Below are 23,240 nucleotides of genomic sequence, written 5' to 3' on the forward strand. Positions count from 1 at the left end.
GCTAATTCCCCGCACTCTGATTTATCCCCGCTATATTCCATTGGGAGAGATTGTTCAATGACTTGTTTCATCTTACATTGAACGGGCTCACTCTTAACCGCGGATACCAGCGCACCACCCAAAGCAACCGCAAGACACATAATGATGACGTACTCAACCGTTTCCGCACCTTTTTTGCTTCGAAACACTTTCCATAATGATTTTAAAAACCTCAAATAACCACCTCTATTTCCTAAGAATTAGTCGGTGGTACTATTTTATCTGGTATGAACCTATAGACGGTATAGACTAAAAGGACTATTTTACATTTAAAGAGAAATGCATCCGTCGCTCCAGTTTCAGCATAGAAAAAAACCACCCGAAGGTGGCACATTGATGATATAAGGACACGGGAGAGATCGACCCGTGGGCGAGGGTAAAGATTCCCTCACTATATAGTGGCATAGCGTGTACAAAAATCCTCTTAATGAGGTGCATTACTTCGTTACTCAAATCATGGATTTGCTATTTATGAATATGAGCCAGTCCAGTTTCAATCCTCTTATTGAGGTGCATTACGTTGTTACTTAGATGAAAAAGATTGATATTGCAAATTACCACGAGTTTCAATCCTCTTATTGAGGTGCATTGCGTTGTTACGCGAACTGTACTCTCTTATACCTCTGTTCAAACTGTTTCAATCCTCTTACTGAGGTGCATTACGTTGTTACAAGGCCGTGGTAAAGCTTAGGTGTAGCTCAATTGTATGTTTCAATCCTCTTACTGAGGTGCATTACTTTGTTACTTCTCCGAGGAAGAACAAGGGGTATTCACCTTAATAGTTTCAATCCTCTTAATGAGGTGCATTGCGTTGTTACTCAATCCCTTCATCTGCTAGACGGTTTGCTGCATCAATGTTTCAATCCTCTTATTGAGGTGCATTGCGTTGTTACTATAAGAGAGTACAATTCACTAAGTGTTATTTCTCCGTTTCAATCCTCTTATTGAGGTGCATTGCGTTGTTACAACCCAGTCGACATCTAACCGTCCGGGGTTATTGTATGTTTCAATCCTCTTATTGAGGTGCATTGCGTTGTTACCGAAGATGTGGCGACCATCTTTACCCCAACGACTGTTTCAATCCTCTTATTGAGGTGCATTGCGTTGTTACTCGGACTTAGAAGTACAATTACGGGAGTGGATACAGGTTTCAATCCTCTTATTGAGGTGCATTGCGTTGTTACGGCGTGCGCTGTATCCTTCTCCATATATACTATTCTTCATCATTTTGCGAACACCTCCTCCAAAACTCCACTTTTCATTACTTTTTCTCCGCTAAGAGATATCTGACAATGGCTCGATCCCTTATTCCATCACGTATACAGCGTTTGCGAACACCCCTTGGGTCTATTCCGACGCTAGGGGTGTTCGCAGAATACGTCAAAACTCCTATTCTTTATGAATACGCTCCTATGCACTTATATCCCTTCACCATTGACAAGAAACAGGTTACTTTCCTTAGTGCCTCTGATCTTCTCCTCTCCACGTTGAATCATTTTACGAACAGCCCCCTCGCTTATCGCTAACATTTCTCCAATCTCCACAGAGGTAAACCCCTCTCCTCGGCTTAATTCATACACCTCTCTCTCCCTAACAGTCAGCAAACTGAGGGCTTCATCGATTCGAAAGCGAACGGGCTCTTCCAACTCTTTTGACGCAGGCAGCTTCAAAGGATGACCCAACTTCCCCTGATTAAACCACTGTGGATTGGCAGGCACCTCTTTTTGATAATCCGCCAACCGCTCAACCCCTTGGTATGTCCCCGGTTGCCGGCCAGTAGTGAGCCATTTTAAGATAAATTGCAGATCCCTTTCCATGCTGGAAAGAAGGCCAAAGTCAATATCTTGCTGACCGTCTCTTTCATGTTTAGCGGGATAGCCTTTTTTTGCTTCACGAATCTTTTTGAGCGATCCTTGATATTCCTCGACCAGATCCTCCATCAGTATCGCTCCTTCCGCTTCATGTCCAACTCCTCATCCCAACACGGAGTACAAATCCCTGTCGCTGATTCACCTTCAACTTCTGCCCATCGGATCTGCCTACCGCATGTGGAGCACCTTGGCCCTAGTAATGCTCTAACTCTCCGTCGTCTCCGCCTCTGCATCGCATTCATTACACAACCTCCTCTATCATGATCACTACCCTCGGATTCTTCCTGTCCACTTCCCCTTGTCTATGACGCAACTCGATATGGTCAAAGCTGTCATCCACCAGGAAGCCCAACTCCACAAGCGGGTCCATGATGAACTTACCCGAATAATTATCAGGGTCGCGTCTCCTCCGATCACGGAAGTGGTATATCAGAGTCACTATTGCTCGCCGGAAGGGGGTCGGGGGCCGAGCAGGTCGCGCTACCGTCGATACCACTCCCGCCCACTCTTTTTTAAGCCGATTCCACTCATAATGATGAGTGTTCCTGAGTTGGTTTAGGCTTGGCGGTATCCCCGGGACCTCAATCCGAATCACCTCGCCACCACCCTTCTCCTTCGCCCCATCTTCCTCTGCCAATCTGATAACGCCCGCGCTTCGCATAATCCCTCTCCCCTGACTCCATTCAGCTCGATAGCCACCGTCCCGTCGGAGTACACCCACTGTCCGTTCCGCTCTAGTGCCCACCGAAGTCTATTAGCCTGCTCGAATCTATTCATTGGGCTTGTCCCCCTTTTTAAAGACCGAACATTCGGATATTATATCCACAAAACGTCTGAGCGCTTGGTCTATCTTGCCTGTCGCACTGACTCCCTAAAATCCAATATCCCTTGCATCATCTCACCCAATGAGGCATACCTGACAAAGTGGATAGCCACTTCTTCCTCCGTTGGTATCCGTCCCGTAATCATCGTTCTATGTTTCATCCAGTCATAGACATCCCATCGTTTCGCTTTCATTAGGTTAGCTCCTTGTATTGCAAGATCTCCTCGCAAATCGCATCATACAACTTCATGCCCCGCTTCCAGTCATCCGATTTAATCAGAGGGTTGTCCAAGTATTCAGCCCCCTTCACCGCCCTTGTCAGTAGCTGCTCATACTCACGATCCGTCATCATCAACCCTCCTCGTACTTCTGAAGCCAACCCTTGAATATATAGCGGAAATCATTGATTCCGATGTCTCGACCCTTAGCAATCACCGAATGGACCACTTTCGCGCCATTGTTGCCGTACCCCGGATCATGGTCCTCCGGGTCTTCCCACAAGAACTCGACCACGTCCGCATCCTGCTCAATGTTCCCGCTGTCTTTGAGATGTTCTAGCCCGGGTCTTTGAACCTTTTTGCTCTCCCGGTTCATCTGTGCCAGCAAGACGAAGGGGCAGTCCATTTCTCGGGCAAGGTGTTTCGCTTGCTTCGTCACTTCACCAACAGCTTGCGACCACGTTTTCCCCTTCTCCTGCGGGATTTTCATGATCGTGAGATAATCGACAAAGATAGCTGCAAGCTTCCCATGACGACGTTTGATTTGTCTGGCCGTTGCCCGGATCTCTTCGATGCTGACATTGGATGCATCCTCGATATGCAGCGGTAGCATTTCCAAGCAATCGTATGCGTCGCTGATCTTCTGCTCGTCCCCCGGTTGGAAATTCCTTCGTCGAAACCGCCCTGCAGGGATTGCCGTAATGGGGATGATCATTCGGTTGATCAACTGTTCCCGGCTCATTTCCTGACTCCAAATCAGCACTTCACCCTTGTCTTGCTCAGCAATCCCTCGTGCCATCTGGAGCATCTTCGCCGTTTTCCCAACGCTCGGACGACCAGCGAGTATATAGAGCCAGTCCCTCCCTAGACCGCCTGACCAGTTATCGAACCTTTTGAACCCAGTAGGGATTAGTTCATCCTGTCTTCTTAGATGCTCCATGTAGGCCTCTCTCCCGTCCCTGATCGATTTCATACCGTTTGCGGTCTGGGGTCGGATGTTCAATGCCAGTTGCTCAACCTGGGTAAAGAAATCCTCGTCGTCCTCGATCTCCCCACCCGAGGCGAGTTGGATAATCTTCTCCCCTGCCTCAGCCCCCCGGCGACGAATGGCATGGGAGCGTACAATGTTTGCATAGTAGGCGGTGTTGGAGGTGGTCGGTACGGCTTGAGCCAGCTCTGTGAGGTATGTAACGCCACCAACTTCCTCCAACCTTTTGTAGGTCTGTAACATGTGGCTAAGAGTCACGATATCGATGGGTTTGTTGTTCTGGTACTGATGTTTCATGGCTTTCCAGATCATCTGGTGAGCATGGATGGTGAAATCCCTGGGGTCCACCAAGTGTGCGATCTCATCGATGACACTGGCCTTTATCAGAACAGCTCCTAATACGGCTGACTCAGCTTCAAGGTTCTGCGTTAGGGGGATAGACAAAATCATCGGGGTCACCTCCATCAGCCATCCAGCGATTAAATGCCACCTCTCTGTCCCGCTTCTCTCTCTCCAAGCGCGCCCTTCGTTCCTCTGGCTTCTCTGTTTTCTGCTGCTCAGGTGGATCAAGGTAATCCTGATAGTCCAGTTTGTCGCTCAAGAATGTGCTGGGGTGTTTGATGAAGTTAGGCTCTGTCCCAAGCCGTTCGCATTCCTGAGCATAATTCTGAGTAGCCATCATAAGTTCTGAGTAGGACGAGCTTTTCAACCGTCTCTGCCATTGCGCGTAGGCTCGTTTCTTTCCGACTCGTCGCGGGTAGATCGACCAAAATTGCTCAAACACCTGTGCATATAATTCTTCGTCTTGTTTCGGTTTACGTCTTTGTTTAAATAATGTGCTACCTCCGCGCCGCTCCTGCGTCAACACCTGCGCCGCTTCTGTGTCTACTCCCTTGTCAACTACTTCGTCTACTCCTGTGCCTATTATTTGACACTCAGACTCAGATTCTAATGACAGAAGGGAGATCATCTGATAGGTGCCTGCTTGATTGGATTTACCTTTTCTGTACCGGATTCGACCACTTTGGATTAAACCGTTTCGTGCTCCGTCTAATCCTTGCCTGGACAATCCAGTCAGGAGTTGAAGCGTTTGATTGGGTGCTGTAAACGACTCTTGCCAGCCGGACATATTGTTGATGGACATCAGTGTATGCCACAAAGCAATTTGTCCAGTGGACAAGCGGTTTAACATGACCCAATTCCGAAACGCGTTCAACTCTTTCATGTAGTTCACGGGTTAGTACATCCCCCTTAAAAAGCCGTCTCCTGCCCTATACACCCTAAAACAAGCTGCCTTGTTTACCACCCCGCTCACTAACCGCTACATAAATCGCGCATTTCTTAGATGAGATGGTACATGTCTTTTTGCCCACCACTGCCACCTGTCCCGTCTTGACTAGTTCCGTTAATCTGGGATGGACAAAGTTCCTATCTGGTTTTGGTACCTTCCCCTGTCGCCAAAGCCTAGCCGCCAATTCATTGGCAGTAAGCCTCGGGCACTTCGCTAGTTCTTGGAACACCACTTGTTGGCGGTTCTCAAGAGAACCTTGTACCAACTCATATGACTCGCGTCTTGTCTCTTTGGTGATTCGGTTCATCCTCATCACCTCCGCACGAGCAATCTACCAACGCCAGCCCCTCTACCGATACTCCTCCGCTGTATCCTTCGAGAAGTATCGCTCGACCGCCATGGGGATGTGCCCACTCATCGCTACGACATACCCAAACTTTGCCCGAGTAGCTATGGGAAATCCCCGAGGAATGCATCACCACTTTGTCTCCCTTTTTCAGCATATTGGCACCACTTTCTTCATAGAGTTAGCAGGTACAATAGGCATGTCCAAATCACTATCATTCCAATGAAAGCTACGCCCGATATGATCGTGTTTACCCAATCCTCATCTAAATTCCAACGCCGAATCATAGGTAGTAATCCAACTCCTTTCGCTGTTTATTCGGAACCTCTTCATTGGGCAAATGGATAAAATGAGCACCGCAGGAGCAGTTATGAGAAGCGCCCGCCATCCAATCCTGCCTAGCGTACTTATTATGAAAGTTAATCTTCTCGCCGCAATTAGCACAAAAGTATGGGGCAATCGAATCAAAATATGTTCCCATTTTCAGTCCCCCATTTTCATAATTAATTTTTATGTCCGGGCTTGTAGCAGCCCGGTGCGCCGTGGTATGATTCCGGTATCTAATTTTTCTCAGGCCCTTCCGTCTATGCGGTGGGCTCTTTTTTTTGTTCTTCTTTATCCATCTGTGGGTAAACGACATACTCGAGGTACATCAACTCCTCGTATAGCTCGTCCTCTTCTATAAAGTGGTGTTCCATCTCCCACTCCCAGTCCATTCACTCCACCTCCTTCGCGGAGATGAGCTTGTCCAAAAACTCCTGTCCTTGTGACTGGGTCATGTCGGCAAAACCACACTGATAGATCCTACGAACTTGAGCATTTAAGGCTTGTGGCTTCAACCCTTTCTCGAGCCATACTTTCTTAATTTCCTCCGCTGTCTCAACTGTTATTTCCGCCTCAGCTTCAGCCACCTCACTATCGATCTGGAGGGAACTCGCTTCGCCTTCCTGCGATGAAGCGGCGAGAAATTCGCTGAAGTTGATGTCCTTCACTCTTTCTTTGATCTTGTGGGTCATTGTTCGGTCTTTTTCAATCACCCCAAATCGGTTGCCTTGGCGATCTACTTCTAAATGAATGATGACATCGGGTTGATACTCAACCTTTTTGTCTGCGTCGATCCGCGCTCCAACTTTTTTCATGGTGTCGCCAGAGCCTTCGTAAATATCCTTGAGCCACCCAGTCATGATGACGTGACAAGGGAGATTACAAAGTCGGCTGATGAGTGAGTTAAACTTGTTCTTGATGATCCCCCAGTCCCTGAACGTGAGGGCTGCATCTTCCCCACTTTTGCCTTTCTTCTCTGCCCTACGCTCGGCGGAAAGTTGCCCTGCGTCCTTCAGCACTTGGTAGATGTTTGTGATCGGGTCAATGATAAGCACTTCGTATTTTTCGGGGTTCGCTTCTATGTAGTCGAGTGCTTTCATTACCTCGGTATACCGGCGTGTCTTGATAACCTCAAAGTCAAACTTCCCACCGTAAAAGTCCGTTCCGTTCTCCGTATCAATTACTGCTTTGCGACCAGGGGCTTGAAGAGCGAACCATGTCTTCCCGACCCCGCTTTCTCCGAAAACTGCTACCTTGAGAGATTTCTTAACCTTACCGGCTGGCTGAAACATAAGTGCCTCCTTATTCAATCCGGAATTAGAGTTGAGTCCACGTCATAGAGTTTCAAATATTCCATCTCCTTCGGGTATGTGAAAGTCAATGAAGCAATCCGCTGAGCAAAACCGTTGCAGTCCTTCGGAAATCTCATTTGCGTCATACTGGTCACCACAGTTTGAGCACACTTCCAGCTCGGGCAAATACATAGGCTCACCTCCTTTCAAGTGCCATAGAAATGAAGTTATTTCGGATCACCTTCTTAATTTCAGTAATTCTCCGTTCCCTTTCTTCTTCGCTTAAATCAGGGCTTTCAATATGAACAGTGGTATTCCCAATTTGATAAGTTACACTTTTCATTCGTTCCCTCCCTATAAATGTCTCGTTTTGAGACATTTATGACTAAAAAAAGAGGCTCATATCAAATCCTAGAGTATTACCTAACCTCTTTGCTGTTTTACCCGCTGGTGTTTTAATGCCTTTCTCGATTTCTGAGTAGTAATTCCTAGATAGACCTGCTTTACACGCTACATCTTTTTGCGTCATCCCCTTCTCTTTTCTTAACTTTACAAGCCAACTTCTTTGAATAGTCCGCATTTAATTGCTCCTTTCGTCTCAATATGCGACTATAACAATATTATATAGACTCAAAATGAGTCTGTAAAGACTTTTCTGACTCTTTTTGAAACAATTGTTTAATGTCGCTTATTGCGCCATTATAATAAAGTAAACCCACAATTCGATTCGGAGTGAGACATATGCGGCTACGTTATCTTAGGAAATCAAAAAAGTTAACCCAAGAAGAAGTTGCAAGAGCCATAGGAATACCAAGAACGACCTACACTGGATATGAAAATGGTAATAGGGAACCCGACTTTGAAACTCTTCAAAAGCTTGCAGACTTTTACAATGTAAGTGCAGATTACTTATTAGGTCGAGATCATTCACAATCAAGTTCTGACACGCTAGAGTTTGACATTAAATCCCTCATAGATGCCATGAAAGACCCCGAGATGAGAAAAAAATTTACTTATGACGGACGAGAACTTTCTGGGAAACAAATACAGAGAATGAGTAAAATATTAGAGCTTTTCTCTGATGATTATGTTGAGGACTGACTAGCGATTTTATGTAATACTTGAAATGCTTTTTCATTAATGATGCCCTCGATCAGATATAATTCCAGAAGGTATTTTAGATCAATATGTTCCTTTTCGGTAATCTTCATCTTATCTACGCCCCTTATCTATAACCCCAAAAGCACTCACCTATATTTTACATTCCGACCAACAAACGGAGCAATCAGTAAATATTCATTTAAAACTGATGGACGCATCCCCATAAAACATATACACCACAATTACTAGTTGATTTTTAACTTCAAAATGAACAAGATTGACTTCTTTCGATTTTGAATATTTCAATTTTAGTGAACGCACATAATATGAAAGGTTGGAATTAAATTGGAGCACAAAAATCCTTTGCAATATTCAAGTGATGAAATAGGAGAACTGTTGCGATTATGGCGTAATTACAAAGGACTATCCATTGAAAATTTAGCGGAAATGAGTAAAGTCTCCACTGGTACAATCAGTAAAATTGAACGTGGTATTTCTAATGGAAATAAATACGAAGTTCTTATAGAAGTACTTGAACTAAACTCTAACGCTATAAATACAATAACGGCGGTATTTAATCAGATTGCAACGAAATTAGATAGAATCGATACTGTTATAGACAGTGGGAATACCAAATCAGCCTTAAGCTTACTAAAAGACATAGAAAAGGATATATACCCTGGTACATACCTGTATTTGAAGGGGAGCTGTTTTTTAGTTGATAAAGATTTTAATAAAGCAAAACACTTTTTTGAAAAATCAATTGAGAAAGCTACTCCATTTGAAATGAATATCAAAGCAGTTAGTTACAATGAATTAAGTAGGTGCGAATACCTCCAAAATGATCTTGATAAAGCTCTTCATTACATAATAAAAGCAGAAGCTAATTTAAGCCGTAGAGGTCCTAAACAGTATTATCACTACACTGTTCCTATCAACAAAGCTATCTATCTTGATAAATTGGGGCATTTCACTGAAGCAGCCAACATAGTAAATAAATTGTGGTCATCCAATACTAAAGAAATTCAACCCATAGACATGTTGTTGAATCTATATGAACTAAAAATCGGTCTATGTTCAAATAGTGCCCAATATCAACAGGCCATCCAAATATCACTTGAAGGAATTGAACTAGCAAGAATAAATTATCAATACAACCGACTGTTTGAACTATGGACCACTTTAGGAAATGTGTATTTCAAAATGGGAAAATGGGCTGAAGCAGAGGACTGCTTTATCACAGCCCTCAGTCTTGAGAACAAGGTAACCCAACGTATTTTAACACCTGTTTATGTTGAACTTTGCACTCTTTACATGAAAAAAAACTGTCTCAATGAAGCTAAACAGTGGATTGAAAAAGCCATTAAAGTATCTCAAAAAGAAAAAGATTTATTTAGGTTATCTAAAGCCCTTTTAGCAAGTGGTAATTTATTATTGTGCATGAATGATTTAGATAAAGCGATAGACAAATATCGTGAAGCAGAGGAAATAGCCAAATCGTGGGGCTACTCCCATGTGGAATTTGATGTTATCATGAAAATAGCTGAAGCATATCGTTTAAGAGGTAATTTTGAAGATACAAGACTGTTCCATTTGTATACAGAGAGGCTGTTAGATCTACAATTGGAATTTCGTAGCAAGGAGGTAATTCCATGCGAATATATAGACTCATCCTTTTAAGTGCACTGTTGGTTTTCTCATTGTCGTTGCCAATTGATTCGGTACAGCAAAAAACAATTACAACTAATAGTACCGAACCTGGCGGACGATAACTTTAAGTCCGGCTTTTTTTTTGAGTTTCAACTCTCATTTCACACCAATTTTCCCAAATTATTTTTTTGATTTCATATATTCTTTGTTCTCTTTCTTCATTGGTAATATCAGGACCTTCAATATATATCGTCGTGTTTCCAATTTTATAGGTTACACTTTTCATATCCCATCCCCCCGTTACAACCTATTCGCCTGTAGAGAGTGGACAACACTAATAACAATTACCTAAGCGAGGGATGAACTTGGATAAAATATGTATTTATCTGCGCAAATCCCGTGCAGATATGGAAGCTGAAGCCCGAGGTGAAGGTGAAACTCTTGCCAAACATAAAAAGGCCCTATTAGATGTAGCTAAGAAGCAAAACCTTAATATAACTCGTATCCGACAAGAAATTGTATCTGGGGAGAGTTTAATTCATCGACCGGAGATGATGGAGCTATTAAATGAAGTGGAATCGGGGCTTTATGATGGAGTACTGGTTATGGATATGGACCGTCTTGGAAGAGGTAATATGCAAGAACAAGGTATTATATTAGAAACGTTTCAGCGGGCAAAAACAAAGATCATCACACCTAGAAAAACGTATGATCTCAACGATGAGTGGGATGAAGAGTATTCGGAGTTTGAAGCTTTTATGGCTAGGAAGGAATTGAAAATTATTACCCGTCGATTACAAGGAGGGCGTATTCGATCCGTCGAAGAAGGCAACTATATAGCAACTCGTCCTCCTTATGGGTATCTCATTACCAATGATGAAAAAGGACGTTATTTAATGCCCCATCCCGATCAGGCACCTGTGGTTAAAATGATCTTTGATTTATACAACGAACCTTTATCTGGTGCTGGTAAGATAGCGAAAGAATTAAATCGCCTCGGGTATTTATCTTACACAGGAAAGCGATGGCACGGCTCTTCTGTATTATCAATTTTAAAGAATGCTGTATATGTAGGAAGAATACAGTGGAAGAAAAAAAGCTATAAGAAGCTACCTGTCGGTAGAGAAGCCAAAGCCCGCCCAACCGATGAATGGATTGATGTGGAAGGAAAACATGAGCCTCTTATATCTAAAAACATATGGGACAGTACACAAAACAAACTCAAAGGTAAATACCATATTCCATATCAACTGAATGGTATAACAAACCCATTAGCCGGTTTAGTACGTTGTGAAATGTGTAATAAAACAATGGTATATCGCTCATATACAAAACAACAAGCTCATCTTATCTGTTCAAATACCTACTGTAAAAATAAAAGCACTCGGTTCACTTTTGTTGAAGAAAGATTACTCACAGCCATTGAACAGTGGGTAGAAAATATTAAGCTATCGTGGAATGAGAAAGAATTTGGTGATGAAACTAGCGCCTCCATTAAGATTGAGTCACACCAAAACACAATAAAAAATCTAAAACAAGAACTAAGTACTCTAGAGGAACAAAAAGGAAAGTTACACGATTTCTTAGAAAGAGGAATTTACAATGAGGAGACCTACCTCGAGCGATCAAGTAATTTAGCAAATCGAATTAGTGAAGTTTCTAAATCACTTGAAGAAAATAAGCGTGTAATTGAATATGAAAAAAAGCGCGAAGAAGCATATTCAAAAAAAATTCCAAAAGTAAAAAGTGTTTTAGAACAGTACCCTCTCCTAAATGACCCCAAAAAGAAAAACACCCTTCTTAAAGGTGTCCTCTCCCACGCAACCTATCGTAAGGAACAACACCAGAAAAACGATCAATTCACCTTGAAACTCTCCTTAAGAATTTAACACAGATAACCTCCACAAGGAAATGAGATTACTTGTTGAGGTTATCTGTGTTTTTTTGAAAACCCCTAGCCACCTATCCATATATTTCTTCAACTAGTATAATAGTGAAAAGGGGGCGGGTATCCAATGAAACTTCATGCTGAGCCCACAGGCCCATAGGAGGTAAATCTTTATGAGCCCTATTGCATTAAGATTAGCTAGGATGCTCCCAATCGCCATTCCGGATGGACCATAACTAATATGGGAGGGATTGCAATGCAAGATAAACCAGGAAGTGGTGTAGCTGGCAAACCAGGTAGCGGGTATCAGGATAGCCCTGGCGGTACTTATCATGCCGAGGAACCAGGTGGATTGCGTGTATCTGATCCTATCGGAGGTTAAATATCTAAACCAAGAGACCACCCAACAATGGGTGGTCTTATTTTTTAGCCATCTGGAATACCACTGGCTTCCCATAAGGCTGAATCAATCCAATAGCCTTATGCTTATGCTCCTTGGATCTCCACAACTCCAAGGCCTCTTCGACGGTGAAAGGACTAATCTCCTCGGCCAGTTCTTTGAGATTCGCTTTGGATGTCTTCCCGATCACCCAATGCGCGCCCGCTGCTGAAATTCGTCTCACTAACCCGCGCCCCATCTGTGGAAGATCATGCATAAACCAGCAATAGCAGAAACGGAACTTCCTCGACTCCACCACCGCCGTCTCCCATACTCGAGCTGATTTCATATACTGATGCGGCTCATCGGCCAACACCCACACCGGGTGATCTGTATTCCTGACGTGCATGGCGACATTCAATTTCGCTGTCAAAATACCACCAATCACATTGACCCCCATCTTTCCGAGTAACCGCTCCGGGAGATCGAAAACGATCACCTTCCCTGGTTTCAGTAACTCCACCATGTCGATACCGTCGGTCGAATCCATACACCTCTCAAGGTAATCATCCCCCAGAAAAGTATCCAAACGGTTAAAGATCGGCTCGATCAACTGAGCTCGGCGAGCCGCTGTCGCCTTATCGAAATTGCTCCATAGAGCTGATTCCCTCTCGCCCATTTCTTCATATAAGGTAGCCCGGTATTTTTCATCTTCGAGCACCTGATGGAGTTCGACGAGTCGACCGTTGGGTGCCGCCTTCGCCGCTGCTCTGAGATACCTAGCCGTCTGGGCACCTAATGGATTGACAGAATCATCATCAAAGAACGATAGTAACTCCACCGCCAATCGATTACGCCCTGCTGGAGAATGGAAAGCTTCTCGAATATCCAGGGAGATCGGCTTCTCTCCAAAGGTGATCCGGGTTACCCGATCTGGGCCAAGCTCTTTCATAAGGCGATCTCCCACCTCTCCCTTACCCGGGTCAATCGCCACTGCTGTCCATCCTTTGGTGGCTACTCTTTTAGCGAGATTGGTAACGGTCGTCGTCTTGCCCGCCCCCATCCCTGCAACAAAGGCTCGGGGCAAACAGGTGTCGTTTAGATCAACTGTTGGAAAATGGATCGGTATAGACTCGCCATGATCGGTAGCGTCACCGATATATATACCATCCTTCCTTTTTATATCAGGGTGGATTGAGGTCTCCCTATGGCGAACTGAGACAAGCCCATGTTCCTCTTGAAGCGGACCAGTGGGGAGTTGTAAAAGGGCTCCTGCTTCCCTAAGTGATAAATAATCGGGAGTAATTGAGTACCCTGACTTCCTCGCCAACATCGCCTCGAAGTCCTTCTCCTGTCTCATTGCCCAAGTCTGGTCGCCGTCCATGGATCGGAGTCCATACCAGAGGGATCGGGTGATCGCCTCTGCCTCAGTCTGTGATCCTTCGACTGCAATCCGGCAGGTCACCCGAACTGCATCTCCTTTGAGCTTCTCCGCTACCGCTGCCCTCATGCCTGGCTTTTCTCTGAGTGCTTCTACCCTTGAAGCATCGTCTCCATCCTTTGGTGATTCCTCGCCGGACAATAGTTCGGCGATAATATCCGTCGCCCCGACCGCAATGTCGGCAGCGACTTTGACGGCACTCCGTCGCACTGCTTTTCCAGACAGGCCGAATTTCTGCGGCATTCGTCCCTGGCAGAACTTTTGATATGCACCCTCTGCCCCCGAATACCAATCCGGTGGAGCAGGTTCCATGATGAATTGAAGGGCGGCAGAACTTTTGTCACCGATAATAGATAGGGTATCAAGGATGGATGGCAATGGACCATTGTTGCGGCGGTCGACTTTAAAGCTGAAAAGATAGTGCTGGCCGAGTTCAAGGCGATTGACCAAAGTTGGCTGCATTTGAGCGAGTGGATCTTCAGCATCAGTTATGGTCGCCCTCGGCCAGATTGTGGCTAGTTGTTTTTCAATAACCGCCTGCCACGCCACAGGTACCCTAATGAAGAAACATGCTCCATCCTTTTTTGACAAGATCACCTCCCACGAAATCGATGGGTTAGGCTTAATCCTCCACCCGTCCCGCCGCTCCCAAGGAGTCTGATACATGCCTGCTATCGCCCGGGCGAGCTCTTCAGACTTTTGGTTATCGACCGAGCGATCCGGGATGATTTGCAAAATTACTTCCCGGGCAGGGAGGTTCCGGTGCTGATCGTGTCGCCCACTCCCAGGAGAATGCTCATGATCCCCGGCACAAGTTGCATGCCCAGAAACCCGATTGCCGCCCACTTGATTGACTCCAGCCCTTTTTGGCGGCGACCCGATATTATTAGAAGAAACCCGGTTGACAGGAAGGCCAAAGCTAAGGGGTAACTGAGAGCCTGGATGACTCCGATCAGTGGCTCGAAGGCTGATACTACTTTCGCTTTCAGAGCTTCCGTCACCGTATGGCTGATCGTGTCGGTTGGGCCGGATGCAAATGCTTTTGTAGGTATCAAGGCCACTGGCAGCGGCAAAAGTGCCCAGCCCTTCCGCTTCAGTTGCCGAACCACCACATCTACCTCGGATGCCGACCCTGACCATGGAACCACCTCCACTTTTTCTCGTGACCACGAAATTCGGGGTACTCTAAGAGAAGCAAATGTCGCACTCATGTCGATTCCCTCCTCATACTAGTGATTCGATCAGATCCCGACTAACATCCATGGGGGGGTTAGTTTGCGAGGGGATGTTGGGGATAGCGGTTATAAATGGTTTAACTTCACCAGCCATGTCTCTCAGGATTAATGACTTTAAATACTTAGACGTATTGGGAAATTTCCTAACATGACGGTCTATATCTTGATCCACTGGATCGAATAAGTTTAAAACTGCCGCCAGAGTTTTTCTATTCAGAGGTCTAGCCATACAGCATCAGTCCAATCTCATAAAACCCCACCGCATTAGAGAATTTTGGGCTTAGCCTTTTGGGGGCAAAAACCTCGGCATTGGGGAAAAACTCCTTTACCTTATTAACTAATTCCGCTATTTCAGCACCTCCGCCAATCAACCTAATGAGATCATTTCTCTTCCATTTTTTTGATGTGGCAATGGTGTTAACTCGCCTTGCGATTGCTGATTCATCTGATGTTCCTAATGTCGCCAATCCAAACGGCTCAGTAAATGACTCTCGGTCAATATATCTCATATTGAGTAGACTAGCTCCATTTACAGTCCCAGACCCAATATCTAATATCCTGATCAACCCTTCAACTGGTTGTGCCATGCTGGCCGCTGCTCCTTCTGCGGCTACTTTAACTTGCTTTATTCGGAATATTTTCCGCTGCCCATTCACAATCAGATCATGTTTGCCAGTTAGCATGTCAATAATCTTTGACTTTTCCTCTTCGGTGTGATGGCTGATAGGCTGCCCTGTCACTAGTTGAACAGACGGGTCAACTCCTCGGGCATTTGGGATGAACCGATGGATAGCCAGAAGCACTCGCATCTTTCCATCGAAGTGCGCCTTAGTCTCTCCTTTCATCGCTCCGCCTAGCTCCGATTCCATTTGAGCAAGAGTCCCGGCGAATCCTTTCTGACCTTCGTATTCCCATTCCATGTCGTCTTGTCCTGGGGTATTAACTAATCGTCTATCTCTCCACTCCCCGAGGTCAGAAGGGAACGAGTCATGTCCCATCGCTCCACCAAAGACCTTTACCATCTCTCCCCCCGCATCAATACCCAAAATCATGATCAATCCTCCTATCCTTGCAATCGGTGCACAAATGGTCCTCTTCAGCACCAGTGGGATAACCGTGTTCCGATTCAAAATATAGCCCGCAGCGATAGCAAACCTCATCGTCATAAATCATCTAAAATACCCCCTTTGTTTAACCCTAGGTTAAACACTTTTTGAGGACTGACCTAAGTGTTTAACCTAGGGTTAAAACCATCTTATTGAGGGTAGCTTGGGCGTTTATCTAGTCCCATTAAAAAAGTTTCCGACCCATATAAGTACTTAGCAGGACAACCAAATAAAAAGGAGTAAAGATATACTTTGAGGTGACTTCAAGTTGAGGATAAAATGTAAATTAAAAGTAATTTTAGCTGAGCTGGATATGGATCATGGCGATCTTGCTAAGAAAGCGATGGTAAGTAGCTCAAATATCTCACTATTGGTCAACAACAAAAGCCTGCCTTCATTGCCAGTAGCTTATCGAATCGGACAGGCTTTAAATTTACCCATCGAGGAAATCTGGATCGACTTAGACACAAAAAAGCCCCCGGACAATTAACGTCCGGGGGCTTTATCGTCAGCGAGACTAGCAGACTGGGCTACGCTCTCAGCCCGCTGGTCTAGCGTATGCGGGCGGGCTTCATATCTTGCGTGTCCTGGTAAAGAAGGACTTACCGCCCCTAGAAAGAAATATTTTAAAATTGGAATACTTCTCCATGATAAGCGAGTAGATATTTCATCAGTAATATCACTTTTAAAAAACAGGAGGAATAAAAAGTGGCTAATCATGTGAGAAGCTTCGTTTCGGTTAGCTTTATTGTATTGTTGTTGTCTATAGCTGGGTGTTCATCTGAAAGCGCAGACCATCCCAAAAAATTAACGCCTGAACAAACTATAGAAAAATATCATACAAGTTTAAATCACTGCGACTTGAAGGGAATGAAAAAATATCTATTCAATGGAAGCGATGATCATAACTATAAAAAACTTAAAGATGAATTGGATTCGTATAAAAGCATTAATCCAGAAAGTCATAAAAGAATATGTAGTGAAGGTATAAGTTATAAGAAACCAAAGAAGATGTTTATTGCACCTTTCCCAGGGCAACCTCAAACAAAAACTTACCGTGTATTTCTGGTAGATGGTCGATCCAAAGATGAAGATATCTCATATCAGGTTATGGAACAGAAAGATGGTATATGGAAAATTAAAAGTGATCATTTAAATATCACCATTGGCGATATTGACATTGTCAAAGGAGAGGCTAAATGGAAAGATATAACTATTAAATAAAAGAAAAAGCCGAGCGGAATAATCTCCGCTCGGCTTTTTTTATGCTCTATTTGTATATTAGTCTTGGTCTCACTTCTCTTCCACAATAGCTTCAAACCCCGCCTTTTTCAAGGCTTTAACTTGGTGTTCGGCGTTTTCCTGTTCTGCGAACGCCCCCGCTTGAACTTGGTAGCGGGCTTTTTCTTTTGGCTTGGGCTTTGGCTTAGATTTCGGTGGGTCAGCCATCAACCGTTTCCAAGTTTCGGGACCCGGGCGCCCGTCTGCATCGGACCCTGTCCAACCTTGTGACCGTTGGAAGGCTGCACAGGCTTTGCGATCCACTTCGGTGAACCTCGGGCCCGGTCCTTTTTTATAAAATTTACCGAACCCGTGTGCGACTAGGCGTTGTCCGAGTAGCGTAACAGCAGGGTCAATGTGGCCAATCTTGAAAGATCCCCGTCCTGGGAAATCCTTCGTTCCTACTGGGTCGGGGTTTGTTTTTGTTTCTCCTCCGTATTGGCGATAGTACTTCTCGACGTTGTCTACCATCTCGGAGATCGAGACTCCAAATGTCTTCAAATAGGCGTCAGGGTCAGCGTGGTCCGTTCCACCCAAGTGCTGCGATACCCAGTGGTGTGTAACTAATGTCTTACCCCAGCGGACTCCCAAACCTCTGCGGTGAAGGAGCCAAGCCGCAAGGCGGCACCACTTCTCGTACCCAGCTAACTTGTCCGCCTTGGAATGCTCCCGACACAGTTCCAGATGTAACCCTCGAGGGTTTGCATTCCCAGCTCCCCAAGCTTGGTAATGGATGCTGGATTGCTGAATTATTTGTGACTTATCCACGAAAAAATGAACGAATGCTTTTCTGTTATTCCATTCCCGGTGGAAGTATTTCGCTTGGTTCGTTGCTGGTGCGACACTATCTGTATCGTGCATAATTACCATCTCGTATCTATCAGTACCGTTACGAAATGGACGTTTCGGTACCCCGGATAGAAAATCGATCTTGATCTTTTGACCTCCATAGGTTTCAAAACCCACTACTCATCGCCCCCCTTTTTGAATCACCGATTTAGCCCCGCTATAGAAACCCCCAGCCGTTAAACCCAGCACAATTCCCTGCAGGATGCCCATACTCAAATCACTTGGATAGACATAAAAAATCCCCGCCGCGATTCCCAAGGCGAGGGATACAATCGGTGCTATTCGTTTCGGTAACCCACTCTGTTTCGCTAATTCCACCAGCCCAATAATTACACCAATTATCATCGCTTCATCAAATCCTACTGTCATATTCATCCCCCCGGAAAAATCAAGATTTTAACGGCCAGTATGATCACTGAACCGAAAATACCTAGTAACCACCAAATAAATCGATCAGTTTTGCTCACGGCCAACTGAGCTTGCGCTTTGGCTTCGGCTGCGTCTCTAATCGCATCACGTGCAAGCTCGATAGAATCCCTATGTTTTTCGGCAAAGTCAGATCGCATCCCTTGGATGTCTCTACGCATTCCCCTGATTTCTTCCCATACTTCCTGAGTAGTAAGGGTGTAAAAACCGTCCTTATCCTCCCTCACCTCCCTTCACCTCCCTATGGTGTAGACCAATCTTTCATAAGCTCTCGACAAGCTAGTTTAATAGCTTCGTCCCTTCCCTCTGCTTCAATACTCATATCGGTATCCACCCGCTTAAAAAGCTTGTACTTACCGTCCTCGCCCACCACAAGTTTACAGACAGAATGTCCCTGAAAGTCCCCGCCATCGTCAAGTTCGATATAGACCGTCTGATTATCCGGCTCATTTGGAAACTCATGAATAACAAATCGGATATCCATTATGATCCCTCATTCCCCCAGTGTTCTTTTAGTGAGACCGTTGTAGCGATATTCAAGCTTATTCAACCGATCGAATACCCTTAGCCCCTTTGATATGACTCCTTGGTTGCCGATGGTCAGTTCAATTGTTTCCTCTTTCCCTTGAAGACGGAACGTCGCCGATCTCACAATATCCGTAGTCGAGGTACGCTTGAGATAAATAGGAACCTTGTCGCCTAGTCCAAAATCCCGGCCATACTGGACGGCTTGGGTTTCTTGAAAATTCAACTGGATAACGGTCTGTTCTGCAGTTTCTTTAAGCTTTGCTTTCACCTCCTTAACCAACACCTTCAGCTCTTTGGCATGCTTGGGGTCCTTCTCGTCATACTTGGTGCCTGTATACTCCTCAAAGGATTCAATGAGACCATAGTAAGCGATAGATGGATTGTCGCCACTATGGGCAAACACTCTCTTAACCCCTTCGCCTGAACCTCCGACCTGAATCATATTCGCCGTAGGGCGAGAACGTTTGTAGGTGTATCCGATGATGGAGCCCAAGGATTGGGACATGACCGCTCCGGGCTTCGATGACGGTTCTACCGTTTCAAACCGTACCTCCCACTTACTACCCGTCCAATATTGTCGACACAGAATCTGGAGCGGTTTTCCTTTATATTCACTATAGTCTGCGATACCTTGGATAAGCTGTAGGAGGTTCTCCCCACGCCCATAGCTGGTTTCCTCATTCGGAATGAGATAACCGCAGTTACGAGAAATACAATTTAGGAATGGCAAACGTCTCAGGGGGTATTCCTGGTCCTGGCCGATATTATCACTAACGAAGGCATGAATATGATTCGATGCATAACGATCTTTCGTGTCTCCTGCGTTTGGATACGCATCTTGATGACCGTTAGACCCATCCCCGTACAGGCTCGATGTCATATATGGCGAGGCCATGTACTTGGGGTGTGGCAGCGCAAGTCTATCAGCGATCCACTGCATATCACAGGATCCATAGATGGTCAGTGTCTCGCCTTCGCTAGGCGAGACAACCTCCTCCGCATCGGTCATTGGGCCGGATAGAAGGAAGTATCCATTCCGTTCAACATGGATCCCAGGTACTCCCCCAATGTTTGAATCCATCATCAAATCATAAAAAAACTGGGCCCCCTTTGAGTTGGCATCCAGTTTTAAGATCCATTTACTTATATCGTTGTACATTAGGGATATTTCGAGGGAGATCCACTCGTCAATCTCCCCAATAAAGCCAAAAGTTTTATCCCTTACTCTTACTCGATATTCGGCCATTAGAATTAGAACCCTCCCCAATACGTGGGTTGCAGATCAACTGTCAGTTTAGTATTACTATCAGTCGAACTTGAAAAAGTAACATCAACTCCATAGGTACCTTGAGGTATAGAAAATAGCTCATTATTAGAGCTACTTAGAGATGAATAAATAGACGTCCCGTCATCAAGTTGGACTAGTTTTTGACCTGGGCGGGAGTCAACTAAAATATATCTCCCAGAGGAAAGGGTGTAGTTTAAACTGAAGGAACCAAGAACTTTTCCGCCGGAATCAGTTAGTCGAACCTGAGGCGTGGCACCTGGACCGTAGATCTTAATCAGCGGCCATACTTCGCTTACCCCCATATTTTCAACTGTTACTGCTGCACGGTTGTTTGGAGTTGAAATCCCCGCGCTAGTACTTTTCCAGTCACCCAACCACATCGGCTGGAACGCTCGAAATATCAAGGATAATCGCTTCATCAGCCCATTGTAGTTACCCCTTGATTCTTCACCCTCAAACCCTTGACTGTATCGGCAAAGAAGCTGGCGTTGTTCCCCCTCAGGTAATTGATAGATCAATGTTAGAGGCTTTCCTATGAGTTGATTTGTCAACTCTTGTATCTTCCCTCTCAAAGCAAGCCGATCGCTTGCCTCTACTCTAACCCCTAGTTCAGCATTCCTAGGCTCTACCTTTGTGCTTTGATATACAGACCCCTTTTGTCCATGAACCTCATATTCATCAAATGTGATCGGCGGCGCATCGATTCCGGTTACAGGTTGAATGGCTCTCATTCCATCCCTCCCATCCAGATATATCAACGGCTGCGGAGGAGTGGTAACAATATCACCTGGCTTCTCGACCCAGGACATTCTCAACTCATCAATAGCGCAATGATTTTGGCCTTTTACGTACCCAGTCGAGTTTGAACTAGGCATTTGAAGCTCAAAGCTAAAGGTATATACCTTGCCTGGGGTCAATGATACTACCTCTTTCCACCAACGACCCCATGGACAAGCCCACCCTTGGCTCTTTAAATTCTGCGAGGAAGTTAAACTAGGGGACGCATAATTAAACTCCCTCCAGATCGACCCGTTCACCCATATTCTATATTCTTCATAGAGCTTCGGGTATTTCTCTCCTCTCGCTGGTGTTTTCGCCCGCTTTAAATCAACGTAGTTCCACCATTCAAAGCGGGCAGAACTAACCCCATTAGGCACCCTAATGATTATATCCATCGCTAAGTCATAGCCAGTTTTGGCAGACTCATATTTGGCTCTCATTGAAAAGCCGTCCTTGTAGAAAATTGATGACGATCTAACCCAACCGGCCTCGGGGTACCGTGAAGGACCACCCCCGGACTGAAGCTTGGAAGGGTTAACCATAGTGAAATACGGATTAATCGCTCCTGAGAACCCTTCGGTATATTCCACTGTTTTTGTAGGTCCAGTTCTTATAACTGTCTCTGCTGCCGTTCCGATTACCAAAAATGGCTTCTGAGGGAGATTGTAATAGACAATAATGTCATCAATATAAATCGAGTCTGTTTTCTCTGCTTCATTAGAATCCTTGATATACTCCACTAGCAGTTCATAAGCTCTCCCTGGAGCAAGTTCAGTTTCTACAACTTCCCATCCTTCGCCAGATGTCCCAAGCCAAATTACTTCTCCATTTAAAGATACTTTTCCAATATCTTTATCTTGGGCATCGTGTAGTACATGAAATTTAAGCTTTGGCAAAATAGCAGTTAACGGAACTTCAAAACTAATTAAAGCACCAGCGCTCTGACTATCCGGTATCGTCCTGGGATCGCCTGCATCATCAATACCTGCGGGTCCGTCATTGTCTAAGTCCTCTACCCCAAATGAAAATAATCCCGAGTATCTTTGTTCAACTTTGCGAGAAAATCCATAAGTGTACCCTGGGGACTTGTTCAAAACCTTAAAATAATTATCAGGTTCACCCTCGAAGTCAAGATACTTCACAACTTGAGATTGTGGTAAAGCGATCGTATTTAGTGTCGCTTCAGTCCATGAAATTGTAATTGAGTCAATAGAGATCCCGTTACCATTTGAGGAACTCTTACGGAGATGTTGAAATATGAGCCCGCAATATCCTCTTGCAACTGGGAAGCTAATAAAGCCTGCAGGACTGCCTCCGATTATGGTTGCTTTTAAAGCGTACCCTTCCCATATATATAACTTATCAGCAGATGTCACGCGCGACGCATCCACCCAGACTGTAACTGTTACAGTATCCGAATTTGCGGGTGTGTTAAATCGAATCTTACACCCGACATTTGTAGACATCAATGGAGAAACCTTAGGACTTTCAAAACTGTACAATCCCTCCACCTTAGAACTTGTACCTTTTTGCCAGCCGGTTAAGTATGTTTCTGCTGGATTCAAGATTGAAAAAAAATCAACGGCTTCATACTCTGTCGTTTGTGCTCCCTGTTGAAACTGGGCGCTTTTACACCAAAGTGTACCAGTCATCTCAGGAAGGCATTGTAGGACAATCTGAACCTTACAAAAAACCGCTCCTGCAGGAGCGGTACTAGTGGCTGATACACGATCAAATGCCAAATCGGCTGTAACTTGCCTAGAAAACACGCCTATTTCAACTTTATCTGATCTAAACCAACGGATTACAAGGCTTGGAATGCCATCAGTAATATCCTTTTTTAGATACACAGACAATGTATACGATTGCTTTTCTAAGACTGGAATAAACTCTGTTGATTCAATTGCTGGAATCACTATATCAGAAGTAGACAAAATATTAATTATTTGTGCACTATCATCTAACAAATACTCCGTCTCTGCCTTCGCATCAGGTATGGCTACCCATCCGTCCACAACCCCATCCCCGTTAGTATCTTTGTCCATGGACGTGTAAGACAATAGGTTTTCAAATCCCAGGAGCTTTCTAGAAATCAT

General features: G+C 44.9%; 28 protein-coding genes and 1 CRISPR repeat array. Of the genes, 6 read left to right on the forward strand and 22 right to left on the reverse strand.

The features are described from left to right. From CHX35_RS16580 to CHX35_RS16620, 13 genes are all read right to left on the reverse strand, one after another. On the reverse strand, positions 1 to 215 hold a 215-nt coding region (locus tag CHX35_RS16580), incomplete at its 3' end, for a DUF4244 domain-containing protein (RefSeq protein WP_140413649.1). A 314-nt stretch (positions 216 to 529) separates the two neighbouring features. Further along, positions 530 to 1,223: a CRISPR direct-repeat array (repeat unit 37 nt; unit sequence GTTTCAATCCTCTTATTGAGGTGCATTGCGTTGTTAC). 234 nt (positions 1,224 to 1,457) lie between these two features. Further along, on the reverse strand, positions 1,458 to 1,979 hold the full coding sequence (locus CHX35_RS16585; protein WP_091839716.1) for a sigma-70 family RNA polymerase sigma factor: 522 nt from the start codon (positions 1,977 to 1,979) through the stop codon (positions 1,458 to 1,460). Between the two features lie 172 nt (positions 1,980 to 2,151). Then, a complete protein-coding gene (locus CHX35_RS16590; RefSeq protein ID WP_140413650.1) occupies positions 2,152 to 2,655 on the reverse strand; it encodes a RusA family crossover junction endodeoxyribonuclease in 504 nt (167 codons plus the stop codon). A gap of 101 nt (positions 2,656 to 2,756) precedes the next feature. After that, a complete protein-coding gene (locus CHX35_RS17675; RefSeq protein WP_176392156.1) occupies positions 2,757 to 2,927 on the reverse strand; it encodes a hypothetical protein in 171 nt (56 codons plus the stop codon). Further along, positions 2,927 to 3,082, reverse strand: coding sequence for a hypothetical protein (locus tag CHX35_RS17680; protein WP_176392157.1), 156 nt, complete (start codon positions 3,080 to 3,082; stop codon positions 2,927 to 2,929). Before CHX35_RS17680 ends, CHX35_RS17675 begins: the two co-directional genes overlap by 1 nt. A gap of 2 nt (positions 3,083 to 3,084) precedes the next feature. Continuing rightward, entirely contained in the window at positions 3,085 to 4,404 is a 1,320-nt protein-coding gene (locus CHX35_RS16595) for a replicative DNA helicase (RefSeq protein WP_342743144.1), read from the reverse strand. Further along, positions 4,355 to 5,173, reverse strand: coding sequence for a hypothetical protein (locus CHX35_RS16600; protein WP_091839726.1), 819 nt, complete (start codon positions 5,171 to 5,173; stop codon positions 4,355 to 4,357). Before CHX35_RS16600 ends, CHX35_RS16595 begins: the two co-directional genes overlap by 50 nt. Before the next feature lie 46 nt (positions 5,174 to 5,219). Continuing rightward, positions 5,220 to 5,537 carry a hypothetical protein gene (locus CHX35_RS16605; RefSeq protein ID WP_091839728.1) on the reverse strand — a complete coding sequence of 106 codons (318 nt, stop codon included), beginning with the start codon at positions 5,535 to 5,537 and terminating at the stop codon, positions 5,220 to 5,222. Positions 5,538 to 5,859: 322 nt separating this feature from the next. After that, positions 5,860 to 6,057, reverse strand: a complete 198-nt coding sequence (locus CHX35_RS17765; RefSeq protein WP_091839731.1) for a hypothetical protein — start codon at positions 6,055 to 6,057, stop codon at positions 5,860 to 5,862. Positions 6,058 to 6,160: 103 nt separating this feature from the next. Next, positions 6,161 to 6,292, reverse strand: coding sequence for a hypothetical protein (locus CHX35_RS18070; RefSeq protein WP_281252102.1), 132 nt, complete (start codon positions 6,290 to 6,292; stop codon positions 6,161 to 6,163). After that, positions 6,293 to 7,192 carry an ATP-binding protein gene (locus CHX35_RS16615; RefSeq protein ID WP_091839734.1) on the reverse strand — a complete coding sequence of 300 codons (900 nt, stop codon included), beginning with the start codon at positions 7,190 to 7,192 and terminating at the stop codon, positions 6,293 to 6,295. 196 nt (positions 7,193 to 7,388) lie between these two features. After that, positions 7,389 to 7,535 (reverse strand): hypothetical protein, encoded by a 147-nt coding sequence (locus CHX35_RS17685; protein WP_176392158.1) that lies wholly within the window; start codon positions 7,533 to 7,535, stop codon positions 7,389 to 7,391. A 42-nt stretch (positions 7,536 to 7,577) separates the two neighbouring features. Continuing rightward, the gene (locus CHX35_RS16620; protein ID WP_091839737.1) at positions 7,578 to 7,772 is read right to left on the reverse strand and encodes a helix-turn-helix domain-containing protein; all 195 of its coding nucleotides are present in this window, start codon (positions 7,770 to 7,772) and stop codon (positions 7,578 to 7,580) included. A gap of 161 nt (positions 7,773 to 7,933) precedes the next feature. Between CHX35_RS16620 and CHX35_RS16625 the strand changes: the two genes are divergently transcribed. Both CHX35_RS16625 and CHX35_RS16630 read left to right on the forward strand, forming a co-directional pair. Further along, positions 7,934 to 8,293 carry a helix-turn-helix domain-containing protein gene (locus tag CHX35_RS16625; protein ID WP_091839740.1) on the forward strand — a complete coding sequence of 120 codons (360 nt, stop codon included), beginning with the start codon at positions 7,934 to 7,936 and terminating at the stop codon, positions 8,291 to 8,293. Positions 8,294 to 8,638: 345 nt separating this feature from the next. Further along, the gene (locus tag CHX35_RS16630) at positions 8,639 to 9,973 is read left to right on the forward strand and encodes a helix-turn-helix domain-containing protein (protein ID WP_140413651.1); all 1,335 of its coding nucleotides are present in this window, start codon (positions 8,639 to 8,641) and stop codon (positions 9,971 to 9,973) included. 94 nt (positions 9,974 to 10,067) lie between these two features. Here the strand turns inward: CHX35_RS16630 and CHX35_RS17690 are convergent, their stop codons facing one another. Then, positions 10,068 to 10,229: a hypothetical protein gene (locus CHX35_RS17690; protein WP_176392159.1), complete on the reverse strand. Its 162-nt coding sequence runs from the start codon at positions 10,227 to 10,229 to the stop codon at positions 10,068 to 10,070. 73 nt (positions 10,230 to 10,302) lie between these two features. On the opposite strand from CHX35_RS17690, the gene CHX35_RS16635 reads away from it, so the two are divergent. Continuing rightward, the gene (locus tag CHX35_RS16635) at positions 10,303 to 11,832 is read left to right on the forward strand and encodes a recombinase family protein (RefSeq protein WP_217895897.1); all 1,530 of its coding nucleotides are present in this window, start codon (positions 10,303 to 10,305) and stop codon (positions 11,830 to 11,832) included. A 255-nt stretch (positions 11,833 to 12,087) separates the two neighbouring features. Next, entirely contained in the window at positions 12,088 to 12,213 is a 126-nt protein-coding gene (locus CHX35_RS18075) for a hypothetical protein (RefSeq protein WP_281252104.1), read from the forward strand. A 37-nt stretch (positions 12,214 to 12,250) separates the two neighbouring features. Here the strand turns inward: CHX35_RS18075 and CHX35_RS16640 are convergent, their stop codons facing one another. Both CHX35_RS16640 and CHX35_RS16655 read right to left on the reverse strand, forming a co-directional pair. Then, positions 12,251 to 14,791, reverse strand: coding sequence for an ATP-binding protein (locus CHX35_RS16640; protein ID WP_140413652.1), 2,541 nt, complete (start codon positions 14,789 to 14,791; stop codon positions 12,251 to 12,253). Positions 14,792 to 15,107: 316 nt separating this feature from the next. Next, on the reverse strand, positions 15,108 to 15,938 hold the full coding sequence (locus CHX35_RS16655; protein WP_091839756.1) for a ParM/StbA family protein: 831 nt from the start codon (positions 15,936 to 15,938) through the stop codon (positions 15,108 to 15,110). Positions 15,939 to 16,260: 322 nt separating this feature from the next. Between CHX35_RS16655 and CHX35_RS16660 the strand changes: the two genes are divergently transcribed. After that, positions 16,261 to 16,482, forward strand: a complete 222-nt coding sequence (locus tag CHX35_RS16660; protein WP_245838899.1) for a helix-turn-helix transcriptional regulator — start codon at positions 16,261 to 16,263, stop codon at positions 16,480 to 16,482. Positions 16,483 to 16,700: 218 nt separating this feature from the next. Beyond that, the gene (locus tag CHX35_RS16665) at positions 16,701 to 17,216 is read left to right on the forward strand and encodes a hypothetical protein (protein WP_091839759.1); all 516 of its coding nucleotides are present in this window, start codon (positions 16,701 to 16,703) and stop codon (positions 17,214 to 17,216) included. A 69-nt stretch (positions 17,217 to 17,285) separates the two neighbouring features. On the opposite strand, the gene CHX35_RS17770 is transcribed toward CHX35_RS16665, so the two are convergent. From CHX35_RS17770 to CHX35_RS16695, 6 genes are read right to left on the reverse strand one after another with little or no spacing between them, the layout of a single operon-like run. After that, positions 17,286 to 18,239 carry a peptidoglycan-binding protein gene (locus CHX35_RS17770; protein WP_091839762.1) on the reverse strand — a complete coding sequence of 318 codons (954 nt, stop codon included), beginning with the start codon at positions 18,237 to 18,239 and terminating at the stop codon, positions 17,286 to 17,288. Positions 18,240 to 18,242: 3 nt separating this feature from the next. Continuing rightward, complete coding sequence (locus CHX35_RS16675) at positions 18,243 to 18,491, reverse strand: transposase (RefSeq protein ID WP_091839764.1); 249 nt, start codon at positions 18,489 to 18,491, stop codon at positions 18,243 to 18,245. Positions 18,492 to 18,493: 2 nt separating this feature from the next. After that, positions 18,494 to 18,775 (reverse strand): hypothetical protein, encoded by a 282-nt coding sequence (locus CHX35_RS16680; RefSeq protein ID WP_091839767.1) that lies wholly within the window; start codon positions 18,773 to 18,775, stop codon positions 18,494 to 18,496. Between the two features lie 14 nt (positions 18,776 to 18,789). Next, positions 18,790 to 19,032, reverse strand: a complete 243-nt coding sequence (locus CHX35_RS16685) for a hypothetical protein (protein ID WP_091839770.1) — start codon at positions 19,030 to 19,032, stop codon at positions 18,790 to 18,792. Positions 19,033 to 19,041: 9 nt separating this feature from the next. Beyond that, positions 19,042 to 20,322, reverse strand: coding sequence for a Gp37-like protein (locus CHX35_RS16690; RefSeq protein WP_091839773.1), 1,281 nt, complete (start codon positions 20,320 to 20,322; stop codon positions 19,042 to 19,044). A gap of 5 nt (positions 20,323 to 20,327) precedes the next feature. After that, the gene (locus CHX35_RS16695) at positions 20,328 to 23,240 is read right to left on the reverse strand and encodes a phage tail family protein (protein ID WP_091839775.1); all 2,913 of its coding nucleotides are present in this window, start codon (positions 23,238 to 23,240) and stop codon (positions 20,328 to 20,330) included.

Source organism: Marininema halotolerans (assembly GCF_900116235.1).
GTDB lineage: Bacteria > Bacillota > Bacilli > Thermoactinomycetales > DSM-45169 > Marininema > Marininema halotolerans.

Bases quoted from the DNA above. Each gene is read 5' to 3' on its own strand.
- CHX35_RS16605 (WP_091839728.1), bottom strand. From the start codon at position 5,537: ATGAACCGAATCACCAAAGAGACAAGACGCGAGTCATATGAGTTGGTA.
- CHX35_RS16685 (WP_091839770.1), bottom strand. From the start codon at position 19,032: ATGGATATCCGATTTGTTATTCATGAGTTTCCAAATGAGCCGGATAAT.
- CHX35_RS17765 (WP_091839731.1), bottom strand. From the start codon at position 6,057: ATGGGAACATATTTTGATTCGATTGCCCCATACTTTTGTGCTAATTGC.
- CHX35_RS18075 (WP_281252104.1), top strand. From the start codon at position 12,088: ATGCAAGATAAACCAGGAAGTGGTGTAGCTGGCAAACCAGGTAGCGGG.
- CHX35_RS16635 (WP_217895897.1), top strand. From the start codon at position 10,303: ATGAACTTGGATAAAATATGTATTTATCTGCGCAAATCCCGTGCAGAT.
- CHX35_RS16620 (WP_091839737.1), bottom strand. From the start codon at position 7,772: ATGCGGACTATTCAAAGAAGTTGGCTTGTAAAGTTAAGAAAAGAGAAG.
- CHX35_RS16695 (WP_091839775.1), bottom strand. From the start codon at position 23,240: ATGATTTCTAGAAAGCTCCTGGGATTTGAAAACCTATTGTCTTACACG.
- CHX35_RS16655 (WP_091839756.1), bottom strand. From the start codon at position 15,938: ATGATTTTGGGTATTGATGCGGGGGGAGAGATGGTAAAGGTCTTTGGT.
- CHX35_RS16675 (WP_091839764.1), bottom strand. From the start codon at position 18,491: ATGACAGTAGGATTTGATGAAGCGATGATAATTGGTGTAATTATTGGG.
- CHX35_RS18070 (WP_281252102.1), bottom strand. From the start codon at position 6,292: ATGGACTGGGAGTGGGAGATGGAACACCACTTTATAGAAGAGGACGAG.
- CHX35_RS17680 (WP_176392157.1), bottom strand. From the start codon at position 3,082: ATGACGGATCGTGAGTATGAGCAGCTACTGACAAGGGCGGTGAAGGGG.
- CHX35_RS17675 (WP_176392156.1), bottom strand. From the start codon at position 2,927: ATGAAAGCGAAACGATGGGATGTCTATGACTGGATGAAACATAGAACG.
- CHX35_RS16615 (WP_091839734.1), bottom strand. From the start codon at position 7,192: ATGTTTCAGCCAGCCGGTAAGGTTAAGAAATCTCTCAAGGTAGCAGTT.
- CHX35_RS17685 (WP_176392158.1), bottom strand. From the start codon at position 7,535: ATGAAAAGTGTAACTTATCAAATTGGGAATACCACTGTTCATATTGAA.
- CHX35_RS16585 (WP_091839716.1), bottom strand. From the start codon at position 1,979: ATGGAGGATCTGGTCGAGGAATATCAAGGATCGCTCAAAAAGATTCGT.
- CHX35_RS16690 (WP_091839773.1), bottom strand. From the start codon at position 20,322: ATGGCCGAATATCGAGTAAGAGTAAGGGATAAAACTTTTGGCTTTATT.
- CHX35_RS16595 (WP_342743144.1), bottom strand. From the start codon at position 4,404: ATGGAGGTGACCCCGATGATTTTGTCTATCCCCCTAACGCAGAACCTT.
- CHX35_RS17690 (WP_176392159.1), bottom strand. From the start codon at position 10,229: ATGAAAAGTGTAACCTATAAAATTGGAAACACGACGATATATATTGAA.
- CHX35_RS16625 (WP_091839740.1), top strand. From the start codon at position 7,934: ATGCGGCTACGTTATCTTAGGAAATCAAAAAAGTTAACCCAAGAAGAA.
- CHX35_RS16640 (WP_140413652.1), bottom strand. From the start codon at position 14,791: ATGGTCAGGGTCGGCATCCGAGGTAGATGTGGTGGTTCGGCAACTGAA.